We start from the raw sequence: 21,725 nt of genomic DNA, 5'->3' as shown, positions 1-21,725 counted from the left end.
CTCTTTTGGTCGGTTAATCGCAGGCGTACCTGCAAATAGGGCGCTTATGCGCCCATCAGAGAATTATTATAATGGTTTTACTTTTTCGGCCGACGCGTCAAGGCAACGCCGGCGCCAAGCAGGCCACCAATTGCGCCCCACAGGATCAACCAGAATACACGCCTTGGGCTATCACGTTTTACCGGTTCTTCCGGCGTTCGCAAATAGCGGTAAGTCTGAAACTTGTCATCCAGCGTCGGCCCGACGTTCAAGGTGGCCAGCATGGCACGGTTTTGGTCGTAATCCAGATCGTAGGTTGGGCCCGAAGCCTGCAACCCTTCCAGACGCGCCTGCAACATCGGCTTGCCCAACAGGAACAGATCGGAATCCGGCAACTGCTCGGCCGGCGTATCGGTCTGCGTACGGCCAATACCCTGCTTTTCAGCGATTTTCAGCGCCTGCTGCACGGTATTCAACTGACGCTTGTAGACCGCATCCGCTACCGCTTCCTGCCGCTTGACCTGTGCCTTCATCGAGGTGGTGCGTGCCGCCCAGGCGCCCTGAATTTCTTCATTCAAATGCAGTGCGGCGCGGTGGCTGGCAAAGGCCACGTACTGACGCAGCAGGCGGTTGGCGTCCGTCGAGGTTTCAGCCGTCAGTTTGACCCCGTCGTTCGGCGTTTTCTTGTCATCACGTGGTGTAAACTGGATATTGGCGATCAGTTCGTCGAGCAGCGCCGCGTCGGCACGCGCATCGCCTTCCTGACGCTGCTTGTAGTAGTCGCTCTGCAACCAGAAATCCCGACGGGTATCATACGCCGCCAGTTGCATAATAAACTCATTATAGGCTTCGTCGGCAATGCTCGGCTGATCGGTCGCCACCGCGGGCATGGTCCGTACATCCAGGTTACGCAAAAACTGCTGCTGAGAATAATAGCCACCCAGCGCATTGACCGTTGGCCTGTCGGTGATGGCCGTAGCGCTCCATTCCTGTTTCACCAGATAAGAAACGATCAGCGCAACCGCGGCGAACAACACCGCAATGCCGACAATCCACGGCTTGCCGCGCCATAGGGTGCGGCACAGACCTCGAATATCAAGCTCGTTATCCATTGTCGGGGTGTTCTTGTCAGTCGTTGTCTCTGGAATCATCTCTGCCCAAAAGCCTCTTTTATAATACTTGCTTATCGCCCGTCGAGCGCCGGATGCGGCGTTTGACGCGCTTGATGTAGCGAGCAACGCGCCAGGCGCGTTTGATGCAATAACCGTAGAAGAAGAAAGCAAGCAAGAACAGTGCCAACATTACCCATTCAGGGATAAATGTTAACCATTCGCCCATCACGCCGATCGCTGCCAGGATGGCTGCCGCCAGCGTGATTAACACAAACGCCTGCCGAGGCGTGAAGCCGGCACGCATGATCAAATGGTGGATGTGCTGACGATCCGGCGAGAACGGGCTCATGCCCTTGCGCAGACGACGGTACATAATGGCAATCATGTCCATCAGCGGTATGGCGATAATCCACAGCGCCGTCACCGGTTTGATCGGATGGCTTGGCCCCTGGGAACTTTGCAGCAGCAGCCAGATGGCGGTAAAGCCAATCAAGGTACTGCCGGCATCACCCATAAAGACTTTATAACGCCGGCCAAGGATGCCGAGGTTGAGCAGGATATAGGGAACAATGGCGGCCAGCATGGCAAAACACCAGAAAGCCAGTTCCGTGTGGCCACTGCCATACAGCAAGACGCCCAACGCGCCAAACGACACACAGGACAGCCCGCCGAGCAGACCGTCGATGCCATCGACCATATTGAAGGCATTAATCGCAGCCCACACTGCGAACAGCGTCACCAGATAGCCAAACGGCCCCAGCAGCATTTCCCAATTGCCGAACACGTAGCCGAAGCTGCGCAGATAGAGACCGGCAAACACCATCATCGCCACGCCAACCAGCGCCTGAATGGTGGCGCGAATTTTAACGCTGATGTCAAAACGGTCGTCCAGAGCACCAACGAACACCAAACACCCGGCACATGCGAGATATAGTTTACCATGCGCAATCGTTTGGTCGGAGATAAGGAAGGCAAAACACAGACCGGCGTAGACGGAAATACCGCCGACCAGAGGGATTAATCCCTGATGACGTTTGCGATAATTTGGCTTGTCAACCAAACCAATACGTTTTGCTACCTTGCGGGCAACAAACAGAAAAGCCAAAGAAAACAGGAAGACAAATAAAATTTCAGTACTCATAGTGAGTAAGTTCACAGTTAACAGGTCTCTCTTGAGGATGAGGTAGCTTATCACGGTCGAAATTTTGCACCATAAATACCACTACCTTTCAGTCATTTCCTATGACGACAGGAATTCATTCTCATTTGGCCACGCCTACCGATAATGCATCAACGCAAATCAATAAATGCCGCAATAAGATGGATTCTCAATAAGTCGCTAGAACAACTTACGTTTCCATTACTTCAATGTATCGTATCCGCCAAAAGCAAAAAACGCCACGGCAAAGGCGTGGCGTTTTTTAAATTTTACTTAAACTATGAGCGCTTCATCATATCGAAGAACTCGTCATTGGTTTTGGTCATTGCCAATTTGTTGATGAGGAATTCCATCGCATCGATTTCGCCCATAGGGTGAATAATCTTACGCAGGATCCACATTTTCTGCAGTTCTTCAGAAGTGGTAAGCAGTTCTTCTTTACGGGTACCGGAACGGTTGTAATCAATCGCCGGGAATACACGCTTCTCGGCGATTTTACGCGCCAGGTGCAGTTCCATGTTGCCGGTACCTTTGAATTCTTCGTAGATGACCTCGTCCATCTTCGAACCGGTATCAACCAGTGCGGTGGCGATAATGGTCAGGCTACCGCCCTCTTCCACGTTACGCGCGGCGCCGAAGAAGCGTTTTGGACGGTGCAGGGCGTTGGCATCAACACCACCGGTCAGTACCTTGCCGGAGGCCGGTACCACGGTGTTGTAGGCGCGCGCCAGACGGGTGATCGAGTCGAGCAGAATGATCACGTCTTTTTTGTGCTCAACCAGGCGCTTGGCCTTTTCGATAACCATTTCCGCAACCTGTACGTGACGGGAAGCCGGTTCGTCGAAGGTTGACGCGACCACTTCGCCCTTCACCAGACGCTGCATTTCGGTCACTTCTTCCGGACGCTCGTCGATCAACAGCACCATCAACACACAGTCTGGGTGGTTGTAGGCGATGTTCTGCGCGATATTCTGCAGCAGCATGGTTTTACCGGCTTTTGGCGGCGCGACGATCAGCCCACGCTGGCCACGGCCAATCGGTGATGCCAGATCCAGTACGCGTGCGGTCAGGTCTTCGGTCGAGCCGTTGCCGCGTTCCATCCGCAGGCGCGAGTTGGCGTGCAGCGGCGTCAGGTTTTCAAACAGAATTTTGCTACGGGCGTTTTCCGGCTTGTCGTAGTTGACTTCGTTGACTTTCAACAGGGCAAAATAACGCTCGCCTTCTTTTGGCGGACGGATCTTCCCGGCGATGGTATCACCTGTACGAAGGTTGAAACGGCGAATTTGGCTAGGAGAAACGTAGATATCGTCGGGACCGGCGAGGTAGGAGCTGTCTGCGGAGCGGAGGAAACCAAATCCATCCTGCAATATCTCCAGCACACCGTCGCCGAAAATATCTTCTCCACTTTTCGCATGCTGCTTGAGAATGGAGAAGATGATGTCCTGCTTACGCAGGCGGGCAAGGTTTTCCAGCCCCATATTTTCGCCGAGAGTAATCAGCTCAGAAACCGGCGTGTTCTTTAATTCGGTAAGATTCATAATGGTGGGTTCTTAAACTCGGGGTATGTCTCGAACTTATAACGTGAATGGTATGGCAGCGTGAGGTACCCGTCATCGGGGTCTTCGTGCCTGTTTACTGGACGTTCGATCACCGGGCCGGGGCCGTCGAGGTAAGAAATGGTTTACCTGGGACAAGCGCGCTGGCGGTTTAAGATCGAAGGTGCCTTAAAATTGATTTTGCAAAACCGTTTGATTGTCAAAACCTTGATTGTCAAAAACACGGGCTGGGCTCAGGTTGATGGCAACGCCAGTGGTTTGACACAGAGTAACGCTTTAGATTCAAACTCTTTAGATTTAAAACTTCGGGCAAGTTCTATATGCAGTATGGTTAAACTTAACACGCTTCTTGGCAGGCGTCTACACCCTTGATCATCGAAGCCGTATCCAGCTGACCGACGCACACTCCCCCGGTATGCCGAACGCCTGGGGAGCGCACTCGCCGTACGATGACAGCGCCGGTTAACGGGCTCTGGCGGTGAATAGGCTTCTCCGCCAGCACGCCGTGCCCCGGGGGCATCCTGCCCGATTACAGATTCGCGTTCAGGAAATCTTTGAGCTGACCCTTGGACAGCGCGCCCACCTTGGTCGCCGCCACTTCACCGTTCTTGAACAGCAACAGCGTTGGAATACCACGGATACCGTACTTCGGTGCGGTGGCCGGGTTTTCGTCGATGTTCAGCTTGCTGATGGTCAACTTGCCGTCGAACTCATCGGCAATTTCATTCAGGATCGGAGCAATCATCTTGCACGGACCACACCATTCAGCCCAGAAATCGACCAGGATTGGCCCGTCGGCCTGCAAGACCTCGGTAGCGAAGCTGTCGTCTGTCAGGTGAATAATTTTATCGCTCATGTTCTACTCCACAGGATTATGTCTACCTTGTTGGTGTAGCATCAACCAACACAAGGTGATTCTCTTTCACCGCGTTTATTTCAACGGATGTGCTTTCGTAAAGCAATAGTTAGCTGATATTCTACCACACTATGAGCAAAACACACTTGACCGAACAGAAGTTTTCCGACTTCGCCCTGCACCCGTTAGTTCTTGAAGCCCTTGAAAAAAAAGGGTTTCACAATTGCACGCCCATTCAGGCGTTAGCATTGCCACTCACGCTCGCTGGGCGTGACGTTGCGGGTCAGGCGCAAACCGGTACCGGAAAGACGCTGGCATTTTTGGCGTCTACTTTTCATTATCTCCTTTCTCATCCGGCAAAACAGGATCGTCAGACCAACCAGCCGCGTGCCTTGATCATGGCACCAACGCGTGAACTGGCGGTGCAGATCCACTCCGATGCTCAGGCGCTGTCCGAAACCACCGGTCTCAAGCTGGGGCTGGCCTACGGCGGTGACGGCTACGACAAGCAGTTGAAAGTGCTGGAGAGCGGCGTTGACATCCTGATCGGTACCACCGGTCGTCTGATCGACTACGCCAAGCAGAACTACATCGATCTGGGCGCAATCCAGGTCGTGGTGCTGGATGAAGCCGACCGGATGTACGATCTGGGCTTTATCAAAGATATTCGCTGGCTGTTCCGCCGCATGCCTGCGGTCGATCAGCGCCTGAACATGCTGTTCTCCGCCACCTTGTCCTACCGCGTACGCGAACTGGCCTTCGAGCAGATGAACAACGCCGAATACGTGGAAGTTGAACCGGAACAAAAAACCGGCCACCGCATCAAAGAAGAGCTGTTTTACCCGTCCAACGAAGAAAAAATGCGTCTGTTGCAGACGTTGATCGAAGAAGAATGGCCGGATCGCGCCATTATCTTCGCCAATACCAAGCACCGCTGCGAAGACATCTGGGGCCACCTGGCCGCTGACGGTCACCGCGTAGGCCTGCTGACCGGCGACGTGGCGCAGAAAAAACGCCTGCGCATTCTGGACGACTTCACCAAAGGCAATCTGGATATTCTGGTCGCCACCGACGTTGCCGCACGCGGCTTGCACATTCCTTTGGTCACCCACGTCTTCAACTACGATTTGCCTGACGACTGCGAAGACTACGTTCACCGCATCGGCCGTACCGGTCGTGCTGGCGAAAGCGGTCATTCCATCAGCCTGGCCTGCGAAGAGTATGCGCTCAACCTGCCGGCGATCGAGACCTATACCGGTCACAGCATCCCGGTGAGCAAGTACAACAGCGACGCGCTGCTGAGCGATCTGCCAGCACCGAAACGTCTGTCGCGCCCGCGCGGCGGCAATGGCCCGCGTCGCAATTCATCGCCGCGCCGCGGCGGCGCACCGCGCAACAACCGTAAACGTTCAGGCTGATATTCATGCTCAGTTCCAGCACGCTATATGCCGCTATCGATCTTGGTTCCAACAGTTTCCATATGTTGGTGGTACGCGAGGTGGCTGGCAGCATCCAGACCCTGGCGCGCATCAAGCGTAAAGTTCGCCTGGCGGCGGGGCTGGATCATGATAATCACCTGTCTCATGAGGCAATGCAGCGCGGTTGGCAGTGTTTGAAGCTGTTTTCCGAACGTTTGCAGGACATCCCGCGCGATCAGATCCGCGTGGTGGCCACCGCCACACTGCGTTTGGCGTCCAACGCCGATCAATTCCTGCACACCGCCGAGCAGATCCTCGGCTGTCCGGTACAGGTGATCAGCGGCGAAGAAGAAGCCCGCCTGATCTACCACGGCGTGGCGCATACCACCGGCGGCCCTGACCAGCGTCTGGTGGTCGACATCGGCGGCGGCAGTACCGAACTGGTCACCGGCACCGGCGCCCAGGCCGCCCAGCTGTACAGCCTGTCGATGGGCTGCGTAACCTGGCTGGAGCGCTTCTTCAGCGATCGCAACCTCGGTCGGGATAATTTCGACCGTGCCGAACTGGCCGCGCGTGAAATGGTGCGCCCGCTGGCGCCGCAGCTGCGCGCGCATGGCTGGCAGATTTGCGTTGGCGCATCCGGCACCGTGCAGGCGTTGCAGGAAATCATGGTGGCGCAGGGTATGGATGAGCGCATCACCCTGCCGAAGCTGCGCCAGCTGAAGCAACGGGCGATTCAGTGCGGCAAGCTGGAAGAGCTGGAAATCGAAGGACTGACGCTGGAGCGCGCGCTGGTATTCCCGAGCGGGCTATCGATCCTGCTGGCAATTTTCCAGGAATTGGGTATCGAAAGCATGACGCTGGCCGGTGGCGCACTGCGCGAAGGCCTGGTGTACGGCATGCTGCATCTGCCGGTTGAGCAGGATATCCGCAGCCGCACCATCCGCAATCTGCAGCGTCGTTATCTGCTGGATACCGAGCAGGCGGCGCGGGTCAGCCAGCTGGCCGGCAATTTTTCGCAGCAGGTGGCCAATGAATGGCAACTGGACGCGCGATGTCGCGAATTGCTGCAGGCCGCCTGTCTGATTCATGAAATCGGTCTGAGCGTCGATTTCAAGCAGGCGCCGCAACATGCCGCCTACCTGATTCGCCATCTGGACCTGCCCGGCTTTACTCCGGCGCAGAAAAAACTGTTAGCCACCCTGCTGCAAAATCAGAGCAACCCCCTCGATTTAACCCTGCTGAGCCAGCAAAATGCCGTTCCGCCGCGTATGGCGCAGCATTTGTGCCGCATTCTGCGTCTGGCGATCATCTTCGCCAGCCGCCGTCGTGACGATACGCTGCCGGCCGTCAGGTTGCGCGCCAACGCCAACGACGAAGCGCTGCATGTCATTCTGCCGCGCGGCTGGCTGGAACAGCATCCGCTGCGCGCCGAAGCGCTGGATCAGGAAAGCCACTGGCAGAGCTACGTCCACTGGCCGCTGATGCTCGAAGAACAGTCTTGATATCAGCGGGTTCGGCCTGCCGAATCCGCTCTCTTGCTTAGTCGCCGCCTTTGGCTTTTGCCAGCATCGCGCGAATATTGGCCACGTTACTTTGCCCTTTCTGCATGCGCTCCTGCGGACTTATCACCTTACGCTCGGTTTCCCATGCCAAATCGTCCTGCGGCAGCTCCAGCAGAAATCGGCTCGGCTCCGGGCGCACCAGTTCACCATACTGGCGTCGTTCACGGCACAGGGTGAAAATCAGCTCTTTCTGGGCGCGGGTTATCCCCACGTAGGCCAGACGCCGCTCTTCATCAACATTATCTTCGTCGATGCTGCTCTGATGCGGCAATAACCCCTCTTCCATCCCCACCAGGAACACATACGGGAACTCCAGCCCCTTCGAGGCGTGCAGCGTCATCAGTTGAACCTGATCCAGCTCTTCATCGCTTTCCCCACGTTCCATCATGTCGCGCAGGGTGAAGCGGGTCACCACCTGGGACAGCGTCATCGGCTCGTCCAGCTCGCTACCTTCGAGCATTTCGCTCATCCAGCCGAACAGCGTATTGACGTTTTTCATCTGCATTTCTGCCGCCTTGGGGCTAGTAGCAGTTTCAAACAGCCAGCTTTCGTAATCTATACCGCGGATCAGATCGCGCACCGCCGCCACCGGCTCACGCTCCGCCAGTTCGGCAATGCCTCTCAGCCAGCCGGTGAAGCGCTGCAAAGACTCCAGCCCACGGCCGGTCAGATGCTGGCCAAGACCCAGATCGAAACTGGCGTCAAACAGGCTCTTGCTGCGCAGGTTGGCCCATTCACCCAGCTTTTGCCGCGTCGTCGGCCCGATTTCACGTTTGGGAGTATTCACGATGCGCAAGAAGGCGCTGTCGTCATCCGGGTTGGTCAGCACCCGTAGATAGGCCAGCAAATCCTTGATTTCCGGCCGCGAGAAAAACGAGGTACCGCCAGAGATCTTGTACGGAATGCGGTTCTGCATCAGCATTTTCTCAAACACCCGCGACTGGTGGTTGCCGCGGTACAGAATCGCATAATCGCGGTAATGGGTTTTTTTGACAAAGTGGTGGGCGATCAGCTCGCCGACCACCCGTTCAGCTTCGTGGTCTTCGTTATTGGCGGTGACCACTTTCAGCTCCTCGCCGTAACCAAGCTCGGAAAACAGTTTCTTTTCGAACACGTGCGGGTTATTGGCGATCAGGATATTTGCCGCTTTCAGGATGCGTTCGCTGGAGCGGTAGTTCTGTTCCAGCTTGATCACCTGCAACGCCGGAAAATCTTCTTTCAGCAGCACCAGGTTTTGCGGCCGCGCGCCGCGCCAGGAGTAGATCGACTGGTCATCATCGCCGACCACGGTAAAGCGTGCGCGGGTGCCCACCAGCAGCTTCACCAGCTCGTACTGGCTGGTGTTGGTGTCTTGATACTCATCCACCAGCAGGTAGCGGATACGCTGTTGCCAACGTTCGCGCACCTCTTCATTACGTTGCAGCAACAGCGTGGGCAGCAGGATCAGATCATCAAAATCCAGCACGTTGCACGCCCGCATGTGGGCGTGGTACAGGCCATAGCAGTGGGCAAAATGCTTGTCGCGCTGCGAACGCGCCAGGTCCATCGCCCGCGCCGGATCGATCAGGTCGTTTTTCCAGTTGGAAATGGTAGTGATCAATTGCGCCAGCAGCGTCTTGTCTTCTTCCAGCCATTGCTTGGTCAGTTCCTTCAGCAACGCCAGCTGATCGCGATCGTCAAACAGCGAAAAGTTGGATTTCATTCCCAGCGCCTTGTATTCGCGCTTGATGATGTCCAGCCCCAGCGTGTGGAAGGTCGATATCATCAGTCCACGCGCTTCCTTGCGACCCAGCGTTTGTGCCACGCGTTCTTTCATTTCGCGCGCGGCCTTGTTGGTGAAAGTCACCGCCGCGATATGACGCGCCTGATAGCCGCAATGGTGGATCAGGTGGGCGATCTTGTTGGTGATGACGCGCGTTTTACCCGACCCGGCGCCGGCCAAAACCAGGCACGGTCCGGTGACAAATTCGACGGCTTGTTGTTGGCTGGGGTTCAATCGCATGGCGCTTTATGGCTCAACTGTCTAAACGTGGGAGGGAAGTGTAGCAGAAAGCGTTAAGCGGTATAATCGCCGCTATTCTTGCAAAACATCACGAAGGCACTCATTCCATGGCAAAGACCGCGAGCGCGCTGCACATACTGGTAGATAATGAAAAGCTGGCCAACGAGCTGCTGGCCAAACTCAAACGTGGCGTCAGCTTCGATACGCTGGCACGCAAATATTCCACCTGCCCGTCAAAACGCAACGGCGGTTCGCTGGGTGAATTCAACAAGGGCACCATGGTGGCGGCGTTTGACAAAGCGGTATTCAGCATACCACTGCTGAAGCCGTATGGGCCGGTCAAGACCCAATTCGGCTATCATATTATCAAAGTGCTCTACCGCAATTGACTACTGCGCGCCGGCTTCCGTCGGCGCAGCGCCTTCCACCGGTTTCACCTCTTCAGTGACCACCGCCGGTGCCGGCATCATGATGCGATTATAATTTTCCTGCAGTTGCTTCATGTTCACTTCCGGCTCGCCTTTTGGCTGCAGCAACACCAGCGTGGCATCTTGTGAAAGCTGCAGCTTCAGCTCCTGGTTCAGCGATTCCAGCGTCAACGTCGACAGGAACGCCTGTCGCAACTGCTGATACTGCTCCGGTGCGATATCAACCACGCCGCTTTGCTGCGAGCGCAGGCGCTGGCTCATCAACACGTCGGTATCGGTACGCGCATAAGTGGCGAACAGCTTGCTCAACTGGGCGGTTTTCTGCGCCAGCAGGCTGTCAAATTCTTGCTGCGTCAGGCCGTTGTTGCGCACGTTGGCCATTTCACCGGCGACAAATTCCAACCCGGGGTTCAGGTTGGCGTTTGGCGTTTCCAGGTGAATGGCGCATTGCGCACGCTGATACTGCACCCGGCAATCAAAGCCCAGCTTGGCGTCTTTCTGCGGGCTTTTTTCCAGCGCCTGCTGCAGGTGCCAGAACAGCGCCTCACGCGCCAAATCGCTGCGCCAGTAGCGGCTCAGATTTTGTGAATCGCGGATCGGGTGCCATGGCGTATCCCACATGATCGACAGCGTATCCTGTTTGACCGCTTCGCTCATCAGGCTGACCGGCTGCGGTGGCAGCGGCGTCAGCGTCGGCATGGTGGCCGGAGTCTCGCGCTTGCCTTCCAGCGGCGAAAACGCCTTGTTGATCTGCTCGCTCAGGCTGCGGCTGTCCACTTTGCCGACCACGTACAGCGTCATCACGTCTGGGGTATACCATTGCTGGTAGAATTTCTTTAGCTGTTCGATATTCACCGGGCGCTTTACCGGCTGACCAGGATCGTGCGCCAGCAGCGTCGAGCCTTTCAGCCGGTAACGCCACCAGGGGTCTTGTGGGTTGGGTGGAAAGATGCCGATCGGATCGGCGCTGGAATTCATCACCGCGCGTACCGTATGTTCGTCAATCGCCAGCTTGCCGGTGGTATCGGACAGCCAGGCCAGCGCTTCCTTCAGCAGATCCGGCCGGTTGTTCGGCAGGCTGAGGTTGTACATCGTGAAATCATAGGAACCGATCGCCGGCGGCAACGGGCGGTCGTTGTCCACGCCCTGCTGCCATAGCGAACGTAGCTGCGCCGGGGTAAAGCTTTCGCTGCGCGCCATTGCCAGGCGCGGCAACAGATGGGCAAAACCGATCTGCTGGGAAGATTCAACCAGCGATCCGGTGTTGACTATCAACCGCAGTTCGACGCGATCGCTCGGCCGCTGCGGCGTATCTAGAATCTGCCAGGAAAACCCGTTGGCAAGCGTACCCTGCTGCCAGGCAGGATCGGGTTGTAGCGCTTCAGCCTGCACGCTGCTGCTGGCCGCGGCCAGCAATAGCCCACCAACCATAAGATGAATTCTGGTGCCCTGCATGTGAACCCCTACTTAATGACTATCCAATTATTTATGCAAATACCGGTATTCCATTCAATGGAATCATAAAAATACGCCCTGAGTTTCACAGTGGGGCGGAAAGCAGAAAGTGTACCACTGTGTTTGACCACATGCCTGGCCGGATGTCACTGGTTGAGGCGAAAAATAATCGTGAGCAGGATGTTTAGTAGAGAAAATACCCAAGGAGGGGAAGAAAACGCCATCGGCTGCGCGTGCAGCCGATGTTTTATACGGGTATTACTTAAGCTTTGTCAGCTTCAGGACGAGGTGCGTGTCTCATCAGCCAGCGCGCCTTTCTTGCTGTTCAGCGTGGCGTGCAGCTGTTTGGCGTCCAGCTGTTTACACCACTTCGCCACCACCACCGTCGCCACGCCGTTACCCACCAGATTGGTCAGCGCACGCGCTTCCGACATAAAGCGGTCAATACCCAGGATCAGCGCCAGTCCGGCCAGCGGCAGATGGCCCACCGCCGAAATGGTGGCCGCCAGGACGATAAAGCCGCTGCCGGTCACCCCTGCCGCGCCTTTCGACGACAGCAGCAGCACCACCAGCAGCGTCACCTGATGCATTACGTCCATATGGGTATTGGTGGCCTGAGCGATAAACACCGCCGCCATCGTCAGGTAAATCGAGGTGCCGTCCAGGTTGAACGAATAGCCGGTGGGGATCACCAGCCCCACCACCGATTTCTTGCAGCCCAGCCGCTCCATCTTGTCCAGCATGCGTGGCAGCGCCGACTCGGAAGACGAGGTGCCCAGTACGATCAGCAGCTCTTCCTTGATGTAATTGACGAACTTGAAAATGCTAAAGCCGTTGGCGCGGGCAATCGAGCCCAGCACCACCACCACAAACAGGATACAGGTAATATAGAAGCACAGAATCAACTGGCCGAGCTGTACCAGCGTGCCGACGCCGTATTTACCGATGGTAAACGCCATGGCACCGAAGGCACCCAGCGGCGCCAGGCGCATGATCATGTTGATAATGCCGAAAATCACGTTGGAGAAACTTTCGATCACATTGAAGATCAACTGCCCCTTGTCACCCAGGCGGTGCAGGGCAAAACCGAACAGCACCGCGAACAGCAGCACCTGAAGAATATTGCCGCTGGCAAAGGCGCCGATCACGCTGCCGGGAATGATGTCGAGCAAGAACGGAATGATGCCCTGCTGCTGCGCCTGTTCGGCGTAAACCGCCACCGCTTTGGCGTCCAGCGTTCCCGGATCGACGTTCATGCCGGCGCCCGGTTGAACCACGTTAACGATCACCAGACCGATAATCAGCGCCAGGGTGCTGACAATTTCGAAATACAGCAACGCAATGGCGCCGGTACGGCCCACCGCCTTCATGCTTTCCATACCGGCGATGCCGGTCACCACGGTGCAGAAAATCACCGGTGCGATGATCATTTTGATCAGTTTAACAAAACCATCGCCCAGTGGTTTCATCTGAGCGCCGAGGTCAGGATAGAAATGCCCAAGCAAGATGCCCAGCGTGATCGCGGTCAATACTTGAAAATAAAGGCTTTTAAAGATAGTTGATTTCATAAGTACATCCTATGGGGTAGCCACGCGCCAGAGACAGATAACGATTTTCCCACTGCTCTTTGCTTGCGCGGAAAATAACACCCGCATAACAACATGGAAATAATTTGTTGCTCCCCTCGGGATTAACGATGTGTTTTTAAGAGCTGAATCGCTTCAACAGGAGTGTATGGATGTAAATTACGTAAGCTTTTCTTTGCACTACCTTAAAAGAGGTAGCAATGAGTGGCGATTTTCGGACATTGATCAACGGCAGGCTACCGGCGACCGCAGCGGCCGCCGGTAAGGGAATTAGCGCCAGACGAACCAGGCAAACAGCGTTACGACCAGCACGCAGATAATGTTCAGCCAGAAGCCGACCCGCACCATTTCACGCTGACGAATTTCGCCGGTACCGTACACGATGGCGTTGGGCGGCGTTGCCACCGGCAGCATAAAGGCGCAGGAGGCACCGATACCGATCACGATAGTCAGCAGCGCCGACGGCATGCCCAACGCTTCCGCGACGGTGGCAAATACCGGCACTAACAGCGCGGCGCTGGCGGTATTACTGGTGAACTCGGTCAAGAAGATGATAAAGGTCGCCACCGCCAGGATGATGATGAACCAGTGGCTGGCGCCGAACAGTGAGGCCATGCCTTGCGCCATTACCGCACTGGCGCCGGAATCCTTCAGGATCACGCTCAGCGTCAGGCCACCGCCGAACAGCATCAGCACGCCCCATTCGGTATTTTGCTGAATCTGCGACCAGCTGGCGACGCCGCTGATGCCGATCAACACCGCCGCCCCCACCGCGACCAGAGTATCAAACTGTTTGATACCGCCCAGCAGACCGCTGAGCTGGCTGCTGAAGATCCAGCAGAATACCGTCAGCAGGAAGATCCCAAGCGTTACCCAGCGCGACTGGGTCCACGGGAAGTTTTCCAGTTGGATATCGAAACGGTGCTTCATGTTCGGCCGCAGCAGCAGGTATAAGGTGCCGACCATCAGCGGCATCAGCACCACCATCACCGGAATGCCGAACTTCATCCAGCCGACAAAATCCAGCCCCAGCTGCGCAGCGGCAATGGCGTTTGGCGGGCTGCCGACCATGGTGCCCAGGCCACCGATGCTGGCGCTGTAGGCAATACCGAGCAGCAGAAATACGTAAGTATTATGGTCGCGCTCGCGGTCGAGATTGCTCAGAATACCCATCGCCAGCGGCAACATCATCGCCGCCGTCGCGGTATTGCTGATCCACATCGACAGCACCGCGGTGGCACCAAACAGCATCAGGGCCGCCAACAGCATCTTGCCGCCGGCCAGCAGCAGCAGCCGGTTGGCGATCAGCCGGTCCAGCTTCTGAATGTGCAGCGCCGTCGCCAGCGCAAAGCCGCCGAAGAACAGGAAAATGGTCGGGTTGGCAAACGACGCCAGCGCCTTGTCCACGTTCAGCATGCCACACGCCACCGCCATGATCGGCACCAGCAGCGCGGTAACGGTGACGTGGATAGCCTCGGTCAGCCAGAGAATACCGATGAATGCCAACAGCGCCAGACCGGTGTTTTCCTGTGGGCTAAACGGCAGTGTTTTCAGCAATACCGCAAAAAGGATAATGTCGGCTACCAGGATCAGCAGCCCACGTCGCGTTGCCGGCGAAGCCGTAGAGGGTGTCAGAGGAGTATCAGCCATGATTATTGTCCCTAGCGCGTGACCTGGCGCTCTTGTAACAAAATGTACCGGAAGGGACTCAGGATAAGGTTTGATGACCGATTTGTTGAGAAAAAGATGTTATTTATGCGAGCGATAACACGTTGATAACAGTTTTGCGCCGCCGGGCGGCGCAAATTCAACCTTTGCCGGCAAACTGCAGTTCAAACGCCTCGCGTGGCAGCGGATGGGAAAACAGGAACCCCTGGCCGTGATAAATGCCGTGCTGCAACAGCCAGTCGCGCTGTGCGGCGGTTTCCACGCCTTCGGCCATCACCGGCAGGTTCAGCACCTCGGAAATCGCGCTGACGATGCGCACCATCGCCTCGTCGCCCGGCAGACCGTGGATAAAGCTTTTGTCGATCTTGATCAGATCGATCGGCAGGCCTTTCAGGCGATTGAGATAGTTGAGGCTGGAGTAACCCATGCCAAAATCATCCAGCGCAATCGACAGGCCGAGTTCATGCAGTTCCCGCAGCAACGCCAACGCATGATCAAGATCGTGAATACGCACCGTTTCGGTAATTTCCAACAGCAGCTTGCGCGGATCGATCGCGTACCGTTGCAGCATCAGCTTCAGCTGCGGCACGAAGTCGGCATCCTGCATTTGCAACGCCGACACGTTGACCGCCAGCGGCAGCGCAATGCCCCGCGCCTGCCAGTCGGCCAAAATGCGACACGAGGCTTCCAGCACCCAGTTGCCAAGCGGCACGATCACCCCCAGCTCTTCGGCCAGCGGGATCACATCGGCCGGCAGGGTAATACTGCCGTCGTACTGCCGCCAGCGCAGCAGCGCTTCGGCGCCAATCACCGCGTTGGTGCGCATGTCCATTTGCGGCTGCAGGTACAGGGTAAACTGGTCCCGTTCGATACCTTGCAAAATTTCGCTTTCCTGCGTCAGGCGCTTTTGCGTCCGGTCGGTCAGGCTGGGTTCGAAGAAGAGAATGTGGTTTTTGCCGTCGCGGTGCGCCGACATCATGGCTGACATCGCGCTGCGCAGCAGCTGTTCGGCGCTTTCGCCGCGATCGAGATAATGCGCAATGCCAATGCTGGCGGTCGGCCGCAGCGACATCTTCTGGATATCCAGCGGCGCGTTGATTTGCGCCATGATGCGCTGCGCCAGCTGCATGGCGTGAAACGGCCGTTCAATGCCCTTGGCCAACACCGCAAACTCGGCGTTGGTCAACTGCGCCAGCACGCTGTCCTTGTCGAGACATTGGTGCAGCTTTTCCGTTAATTTGCGCACCAGCGTTTCACGTTGCGCCGGCGTCAGTACGCCGCTGGCCTCATGCAGCGTTTCAATGCCGATTACCAGCAGATTGAAACGTTCCGGTCGCAGGCTGGAGGCAATATGCTGCTCCAGCAACGCCGTCAACAGCACCTGATTGGGCAGCCCGGTAATCGAGTTGCGGGTGCTGAGGCGGCTCATATCGGCATGGGCGCGGGCCAGCCGCTGCTGATTACGGTTATAGTTGCGCGCCAGCAGGCCAAGCTCGTCATCCTGGTGCAGCGACGGCAACATCAATTGATGATACGGCGCATCCTCCTCGGAGATGTTTTCCAGCTCCCTGGCCATGGCGCGCAGCGGATAGACCATCAGCCGGTTCATGCACCAGGTGATGGCGATCGACAAAATCAGCGCCAGCAGCAGATAGGTGGACAGCATGGTCGACACCGTACTGAGAATGAACTGATACATGCGGAACGAATCGGCCTGTAATACCAGATAGGCCAGCGGCTGCGGATTGGCGGGCACCCGTTCCAGCGAATACAGCGGCACGGAAATTTGCACCGGCAAATCAAAAATGCGCGCAATCAGCGACGGTATCGGCCGTTCCGGCGGGAAATTGGCGTGTAGCGCCTGAAACTCGTTCGGCAACACGATATCGGCACGGGTCAAAATGCCGACCGGCAACAGCGAATTCAGCACCCGTTTGGTTTCCGGCACATCCATGCGCAGCACCGCTTCCGCCAACGGTTGGCGTACCGAATGGGCGATATTCTCCAACTGCTGGGCGTAGTCATCCCTGCGCTGCTGCACAAAGTGGAATAACTGAATGACGATAAAAATGCAGATCGTGACCAGCGCCACCCCGGACACCGTCGCCATCTGCTTAATCGTGAGTGAACGCCTGACCCGCAAACCTGCTCTCCGTTAATCGGGCTGAAAAAATGACCAGTGCTGAAAACAATGCCACGCCCGTGTTCGAATCGGTGTGAGTATACGCGATTGCCTCGCGTTTTTACCTTGCCATAGCGATGGAAGAAGTAAGAAAAGCGCGGGTTTCAGTCTTTTCCTAGCCGAATAAACCTAGGGTAGCAAAACTACCCTGCGGGCGACACTCTGAAAACACCTGGCAACAGGCCGGCCCGCTATTTGAAATCGGCATACGGCGTCAGCGGTTGCGGCGGCAAGTCCAGATCGCCCTGCCAGCCCGCCAGCGAATAACGGACATAAATCAGAGCATGGCTCGGGGTATAGTCCTTCGCCTGCTGGATATCAATGCCGGCACCCAGCGTCCAGTGGGCGCTCAGGCGGCGTTCGACGATGGCACGCAGCGTATAGCCGACGCCGGTAGACGACCCGCCGTCTTCGATAGCCAACTTGTCCGGCAGGCTATCGGGGACCAGCCCCTGCAGCGGATAACGCCGCTGACTGTCGGTTTTGGCATGCGAGAGCGAAACCGAACCGCCCACCTCAAACGACCAGTTCTCGGTGCGCTGGCGGTAGTTGACCGGTATGGACAGCGACATGTATTGCTGCGGGCTGTAATAACCCCCCTGGCCCAGCGAGTAACCGCTCAAATCCTTTTGATAGTGCCACAGCATGGTGTTCAGGCCGACGGTGGCGCGGCGATTATTTTCATTGATCAGTTTGTAGTAATAGCCAGCCATCAGTCTTTCGCGCTGGTTGTCTTCCACGTTCTTGCCGCTGAGCTGGTGCGCACTGAGATCGGCCCACACGCCATGCGCCTCACCGCGATCGTAGCTGGCACTCAGGCTGACGCCGGTGGCGCGCACCCCACCCCAGGTGATGCCGGTGTTCGGATCCCGGGTACCGCCAAACGCCAGCAGCGAGCTGGACATCGGCCGGCGCGATGCGCCAAGCGTCCAGCCAATGTGTTGCCAATCGCCGCTGTAGGCCACGCCGCCGACCCAGTCAACCACCTCGAACCCCATCGGGGTGGTGCCGATATCGGTTTCCCAGCGATCGTTCTTCCAACCCAGCGCCACGCTGGTGCCGGTGGTTTTTTGCCGCTCGTCGCCGCTACAACCCTGGGTATTACAGCTGCCAAAGGTCTCGTAATATTTGCCGTCACCGTCGGTGGAAAATTTACCGGCATTCAGACGCACGGTGTCGGTGCGGAAAAACGCCCGCCCGTCATACAGCGGCATATCCACCTGCAACATGGTGTCGTGCGCCTGGTAGTCCGACACGCCGCCGGTCCCGCTGGATCCCCAATAGTCATGGTCCAGCGTGACGTTAACATCCTGCTGACGGTACAGGTCCGCCGCATCGGCGCGAATGCCGCGCTTTAACCAATCGTCGCCAGCGTTATTGCGCGTCAGGCGAGTGTATTGGTCATTATCCTTTGGCAGCGTTGGCGTGATGCCACTGGCGACCATCGCCTGCTGGAAATCCTGCTGCGCCAGTACCGGCTGTGACCGATCGCGTTCCAGACGCGCCGCATCACGATAGACCAGCGCCTTGCCTTGCCCGGCCGGCTCCTGCTGCGCCGCCGTTTTCAAGCGATGGAAAATATCGGCAGCCTTATCCGGTTCGCCCACCGCCTGCCAGGCATTGGCCACCCGTCGCTCACTGTTAATCGAAGCAGCATCCTGCGGCGTTGCGGTTTGCAACCGCTGCCGCGCCGCCGACATATTGCCCTGCGCCACGTAGGCTTCGATTTCGCCCAGGCGTGCATCCGGATTATTTGGCTCACGCCCCCGCACCCGCTGATAGTCCGCCAGCGCACCGGCGTAATCACCGTCGGCCAACGCCCAGTCCGCCAGCGTCAGATCGATACGCGTATCCGCTGGCTGGCGTTGCAGATAGGTCACCGCCGCCGCCGAGTCACCGCCAGCGCGCAGCCGTTCGGCCTGCGCCAACGTGGCCTGCAGTTGCAGTCGCTGCGCCAGTTCACGCATGTTGTCATTCCACTGCGCGCGCGGCAGGGTAGCCAGATGCGCCAGCGCCTGCGAGTCACGATCGCTGGAAGACAGGTACAACGCATAGGCGTAAACCTGCTGCGGATCGTGGCGCTGCTTTTGCACCAGCGCGTTGAACAGCGCATCCGCCTGCTGTGGTTGACCGGCCTGGCGCAGCACCTGCGCATAACGATAGGTCAGCCACACGTCGTCGGGATCGCGCAACCGTGCCTGTCGGTAAATTTCCGCCGCCTGGTGCCATTGCTGCCGTTGCGCCAACGCCTCCGCCTGCTGTTTCAACATGTCGAGTTGCAGTCCGTCGAGGGTGTCGCGCATCTTGTTGCGCTGGGCTGGCGGCAGCCCGTTGAGGTAAGCCAGCGCCTTTTGCGGAGACTGGCGCTGATAGATATTGGTCAGGCCGCGTACTGCGCTACCGCTGCCGCGATCGAGGCGCAGCGCCTGTTGATAATAACGCTCCGCCGCCGCGTCGTCGTGCCGCGCTACGGCAACGTCGCCCAGGCCAATCAGCGCGTCGGCATCGGCATTATCGATTTGCCGCGCCTGTTGATATTTCTGCTGCGCCAGCGACAGATTATTGGCCTTCAGCGCCTTGTCGCCCTCGTCGATCGCCAGCCAATAGCGGTTGGTGTTGATCAGACTCTGCCATTTGCTGGCGCCGTAGCCATTTTTATCCGCCTGCTGCGCCTGGCGGAACAGCGTCAGCGCCCGCGGCCGATTGCCGGCTCGGGCATAGGCCAGCCCCAGCGCGCCAAGCACCTCCGGGTCGTCCGGCGCCGCCGCCAGCGCTTTGCGCAGTTCGGGGATCGCCGCGCGGCTACCGCCTCTATCCACCTGCGCCAGCCCGCGAGCACGCGCCTGGAAGACCGGATCGGCCAACAGCGTTTGCTGGCGCGCCAGCTCTTCACGTGCGCCGACTGCCTGATCGCCGGTCACAAAGACGCCAAGAAAACGATTGAGCGCCGCCACGCTGGCTGCGCTGACCGGCATGTCCTTGATTTTTTCCAGCCACAAATCGGCAGCATCGCTGCGCCCGCTCGGGTCAGCCGCCGCCTTTTGCAGCTCCTCATACGCCAGCGCGTCCTGTTTCTGGCTGAACAGCAAACGCGCCAGCAGCATGCGCAACGACGCGCTGCCGGGATAACGTTGATCCAGCGCCTGTAATTTCTTGATGGCGGCAGGTTCCTGGCCCGGTAAACGCGCCACCAGCCGCCAATACTCCAGCGCCAGATCGAGCGTCGGCGGTTCGCCCTGGAACAACGCATCATAGGCCGTCTTGGCCTCGGTCAAACGCCCGGCGGTCGCCATCAGCCGCGCCTGCTGCAATTGCTGCCGCGTTTCCGGCTGCGTCAGCAACAGACTCATTTCTGCCTGCCGATAGGCGGCGGATTGCGGCGCAATGCCCTTCAGCTTGTCCAGTTGCTGCTGCGCCAGCGCCTGATTCCCCTGACGTAATGCCAAGCGCATGCGCGCCGAAATCACTTCCGGGTTATTGGGGTCCATCAGTTCCAGACGATATAACGATTGGTTCACCAACTCTTCTTTATGGCTGGCTTCGCCGACGCGCACCTGCTCCAGCAGCCACTGTTCCGGCGACACGGTTTCTGCGCCCTGCGCCGCGGGCGCCAGCAACAGGCCAAGCGACAACAGGCTCAGCCAGTTTATTCTGAAGTTGTGCATTGGCTGCCCCAGGCGGGTTGAAGTTCACCCTGACGAGTAAAACGATAACGTTGCTGATCCCATCCCTGGCCGAACAACGTCAGCGAAGCGCTGAAATAGGCGTCGTCGCCTGGCGGGTTGTCGTTGACACGCTGGCGTTGCCGCGCCAACGCATCGGGTTGATCGGCCAGCAGCGGCAATAGCGCGGCGGCAAACCCCACCGGACCGTCACCACGGGTGGTTCCGGCGGCGGTATCGGTTTTTTCCGGCGGCACGCCCTGCCGTGCGGTCAGCTGCGTCATCGGCAAAAAACGCTCCCGCAACGCGGTACGGAGCGGATCGCCGCTCGCCAGCATGCCGGCCCACAGATAGACGCGGATGGCGTCGTAGCTGCCGATGTTCGGTTTCGCGCCGTCCGCTTGCCAACCCTTGTCACGCTGCCACACCACCCAGTCGGGGGAAAAACCGTGCGGCGCAGTTTCCAGCAACATACGCTGATTAACCTGCTGCATCGCCTGCCATGGCCCGTTCAGCGAGGCAAAGCGCGCCAGCAGTTGCGGTGGCAGATAGCTCGGATTGAGCCGCCAGCGAGGGTCGTCGACAAAGCCCATTTTGCCCGGCAACAGCATTGGCCCCAGGCCGGGAATATCCGCCACTTCTTCACGCGCGATGCGTTGCAATAGCAGGGTGCCCAACGTGAGGTAACGCCGGCTTTGCCATAACCGGCCCGCTTCCAGCAGACTGTAGGCGATCCACAGATCGGCGTCAGAGGCGGAATTGTCATCCAGCACCAGCCAGCGCTGCTTATCATCCTCCCCCCATAGCCAGGCGGGAAGGTGGGCGCCGAGATCGCCCTTCGCCAGATTGTTTTCGGTCCAGTTCAGCAGCCGATCGAAGGTCGGCCGATCGTTGGCAACCAACGCGAAAAACAGCCCGTAGCTTTGCCCCTCCGAGGTGGTAATACGGTTCGGGCTGCTGGGGTCGATCACCCGCCCCCCCTCGCTGATGTAAAACTGCCGGTACTGCTGCCATGCCGGCCACGGGCAGGCCGCCGTGGCGCTGAACGCGCACAGCAGCAGCAGGGTCAAGGTCCATCTTACCCTCAGTCGCATGGC

The 21,725-nt window shown here is 57.8% G+C and carries 14 protein-coding genes; 3 read left to right on the top strand and 11 right to left on the bottom strand.

What is annotated here, in order from left to right; translation table 11 throughout:
• Window positions 1–77: 77 nt before the first annotated feature.
• The 4 genes from wzzE to trxA all read right to left on the bottom strand — a co-directional run bounded on the left by wzzE (window position 78) and on the right by trxA (window position 4,662).
• Complete coding sequence (gene wzzE, locus ACCC84_RS16585; RefSeq protein WP_004957317.1) at window positions 78–1,130, bottom strand: ECA polysaccharide chain length modulation protein; 1,053 nt, start codon at window positions 1,128–1,130, stop codon at window positions 78–80.
• A 19-nt stretch (window positions 1,131–1,149) separates the two neighbouring features.
• A complete protein-coding gene (gene wecA, locus ACCC84_RS16580) occupies window positions 1,150–2,247 on the bottom strand; it encodes a UDP-N-acetylglucosamine--undecaprenyl-phosphate N-acetylglucosaminephosphotransferase (RefSeq protein ID WP_071586646.1) in 1,098 nt (365 codons plus the stop codon).
• 281 nt (window positions 2,248–2,528) lie between these two features.
• Window positions 2,529–3,788 carry a transcription termination factor Rho gene (gene rho / locus ACCC84_RS16575; protein WP_004957310.1) on the bottom strand — a complete coding sequence of 420 codons (1,260 nt, stop codon included), beginning with the start codon at window positions 3,786–3,788 and terminating at the stop codon, window positions 2,529–2,531.
• Window positions 3,789–4,335: 547 nt separating this feature from the next.
• Window positions 4,336–4,662 (bottom strand): thioredoxin TrxA, encoded by a 327-nt coding sequence (trxA, locus tag ACCC84_RS16570; RefSeq protein ID WP_004957307.1) that lies wholly within the window; start codon window positions 4,660–4,662, stop codon window positions 4,336–4,338.
• Window positions 4,663–4,793: 131 nt separating this feature from the next.
• Here trxA and rhlB point away from each other — a divergent pair, with 131 nt between their 5' ends.
• Together rhlB and ppx are read left to right on the top strand one after the other, a co-directional pair.
• Complete coding sequence (gene rhlB / locus ACCC84_RS16565) at window positions 4,794–6,080, top strand: ATP-dependent RNA helicase RhlB (protein ID WP_088499815.1); 1,287 nt, start codon at window positions 4,794–4,796, stop codon at window positions 6,078–6,080.
• A gap of 5 nt (window positions 6,081–6,085) precedes the next feature.
• Window positions 6,086–7,585 (top strand): exopolyphosphatase, encoded by a 1,500-nt coding sequence (gene ppx / locus ACCC84_RS16560; RefSeq protein ID WP_198773600.1) that lies wholly within the window; start codon window positions 6,086–6,088, stop codon window positions 7,583–7,585.
• 37 nt (window positions 7,586–7,622) lie between these two features.
• Here the strand turns inward: ppx and rep are convergent, their stop codons facing one another.
• On the bottom strand, window positions 7,623–9,647 hold the full coding sequence (rep, locus tag ACCC84_RS16555; RefSeq protein ID WP_198773599.1) for a DNA helicase Rep: 2,025 nt from the start codon (window positions 9,645–9,647) through the stop codon (window positions 7,623–7,625).
• Window positions 9,648–9,754: 107 nt separating this feature from the next.
• Here rep and ppiC point away from each other — a divergent pair, with 107 nt between their 5' ends.
• A complete protein-coding gene (gene ppiC, locus ACCC84_RS16550) occupies window positions 9,755–10,036 on the top strand; it encodes a peptidylprolyl isomerase PpiC (RefSeq protein ID WP_004957292.1) in 282 nt (93 codons plus the stop codon).
• Here the strand turns inward: ppiC and ACCC84_RS16545 are convergent, their stop codons facing one another.
• From ACCC84_RS16545 to bcsZ, 6 genes are all read right to left on the bottom strand, one after another.
• Window positions 10,037–11,530 (bottom strand): M16 family metallopeptidase, encoded by a 1,494-nt coding sequence (locus ACCC84_RS16545; RefSeq protein ID WP_004957289.1) that lies wholly within the window; start codon window positions 11,528–11,530, stop codon window positions 10,037–10,039.
• Window positions 11,531–11,808: 278 nt separating this feature from the next.
• A complete protein-coding gene (locus ACCC84_RS16540) occupies window positions 11,809–13,098 on the bottom strand; it encodes a dicarboxylate/amino acid:cation symporter (RefSeq protein ID WP_004957288.1) in 1,290 nt (429 codons plus the stop codon).
• Between the two features lie 288 nt (window positions 13,099–13,386).
• Window positions 13,387–14,766 (bottom strand): SLC13 family permease, encoded by a 1,380-nt coding sequence (locus ACCC84_RS16535; RefSeq protein WP_004957284.1) that lies wholly within the window; start codon window positions 14,764–14,766, stop codon window positions 13,387–13,389.
• Between the two features lie 157 nt (window positions 14,767–14,923).
• The gene (gene hmsP, locus ACCC84_RS16530; RefSeq protein WP_198773597.1) at window positions 14,924–16,927 is read right to left on the bottom strand and encodes a biofilm formation regulator HmsP; all 2,004 of its coding nucleotides are present in this window, start codon (window positions 16,925–16,927) and stop codon (window positions 14,924–14,926) included.
• Between the two features lie 230 nt (window positions 16,928–17,157).
• A complete protein-coding gene (gene bcsC / locus ACCC84_RS16525; protein ID WP_273868582.1) occupies window positions 17,158–20,631 on the bottom strand; it encodes a cellulose synthase complex outer membrane protein BcsC in 3,474 nt (1,157 codons plus the stop codon).
• Entirely contained in the window at window positions 20,613–21,722 is a 1,110-nt protein-coding gene (gene bcsZ, locus ACCC84_RS16520) for a cellulose synthase complex periplasmic endoglucanase BcsZ (RefSeq protein WP_088499816.1), read from the bottom strand. The genes bcsC and bcsZ overlap by 19 nt, the downstream gene beginning before the upstream one ends.
• Between the last annotated feature and the right edge of the window lie 3 nt (window positions 21,723–21,725).

This window comes from Serratia odorifera, from assembly GCF_041448735.1.
Classification (GTDB): domain Bacteria; phylum Pseudomonadota; class Gammaproteobacteria; order Enterobacterales; family Enterobacteriaceae; genus Serratia_F; species Serratia_F odorifera.
Note: the sequence above shows the minus strand (reverse complement) of the source record. Positions and strands in the feature narration are given on the sequence as shown.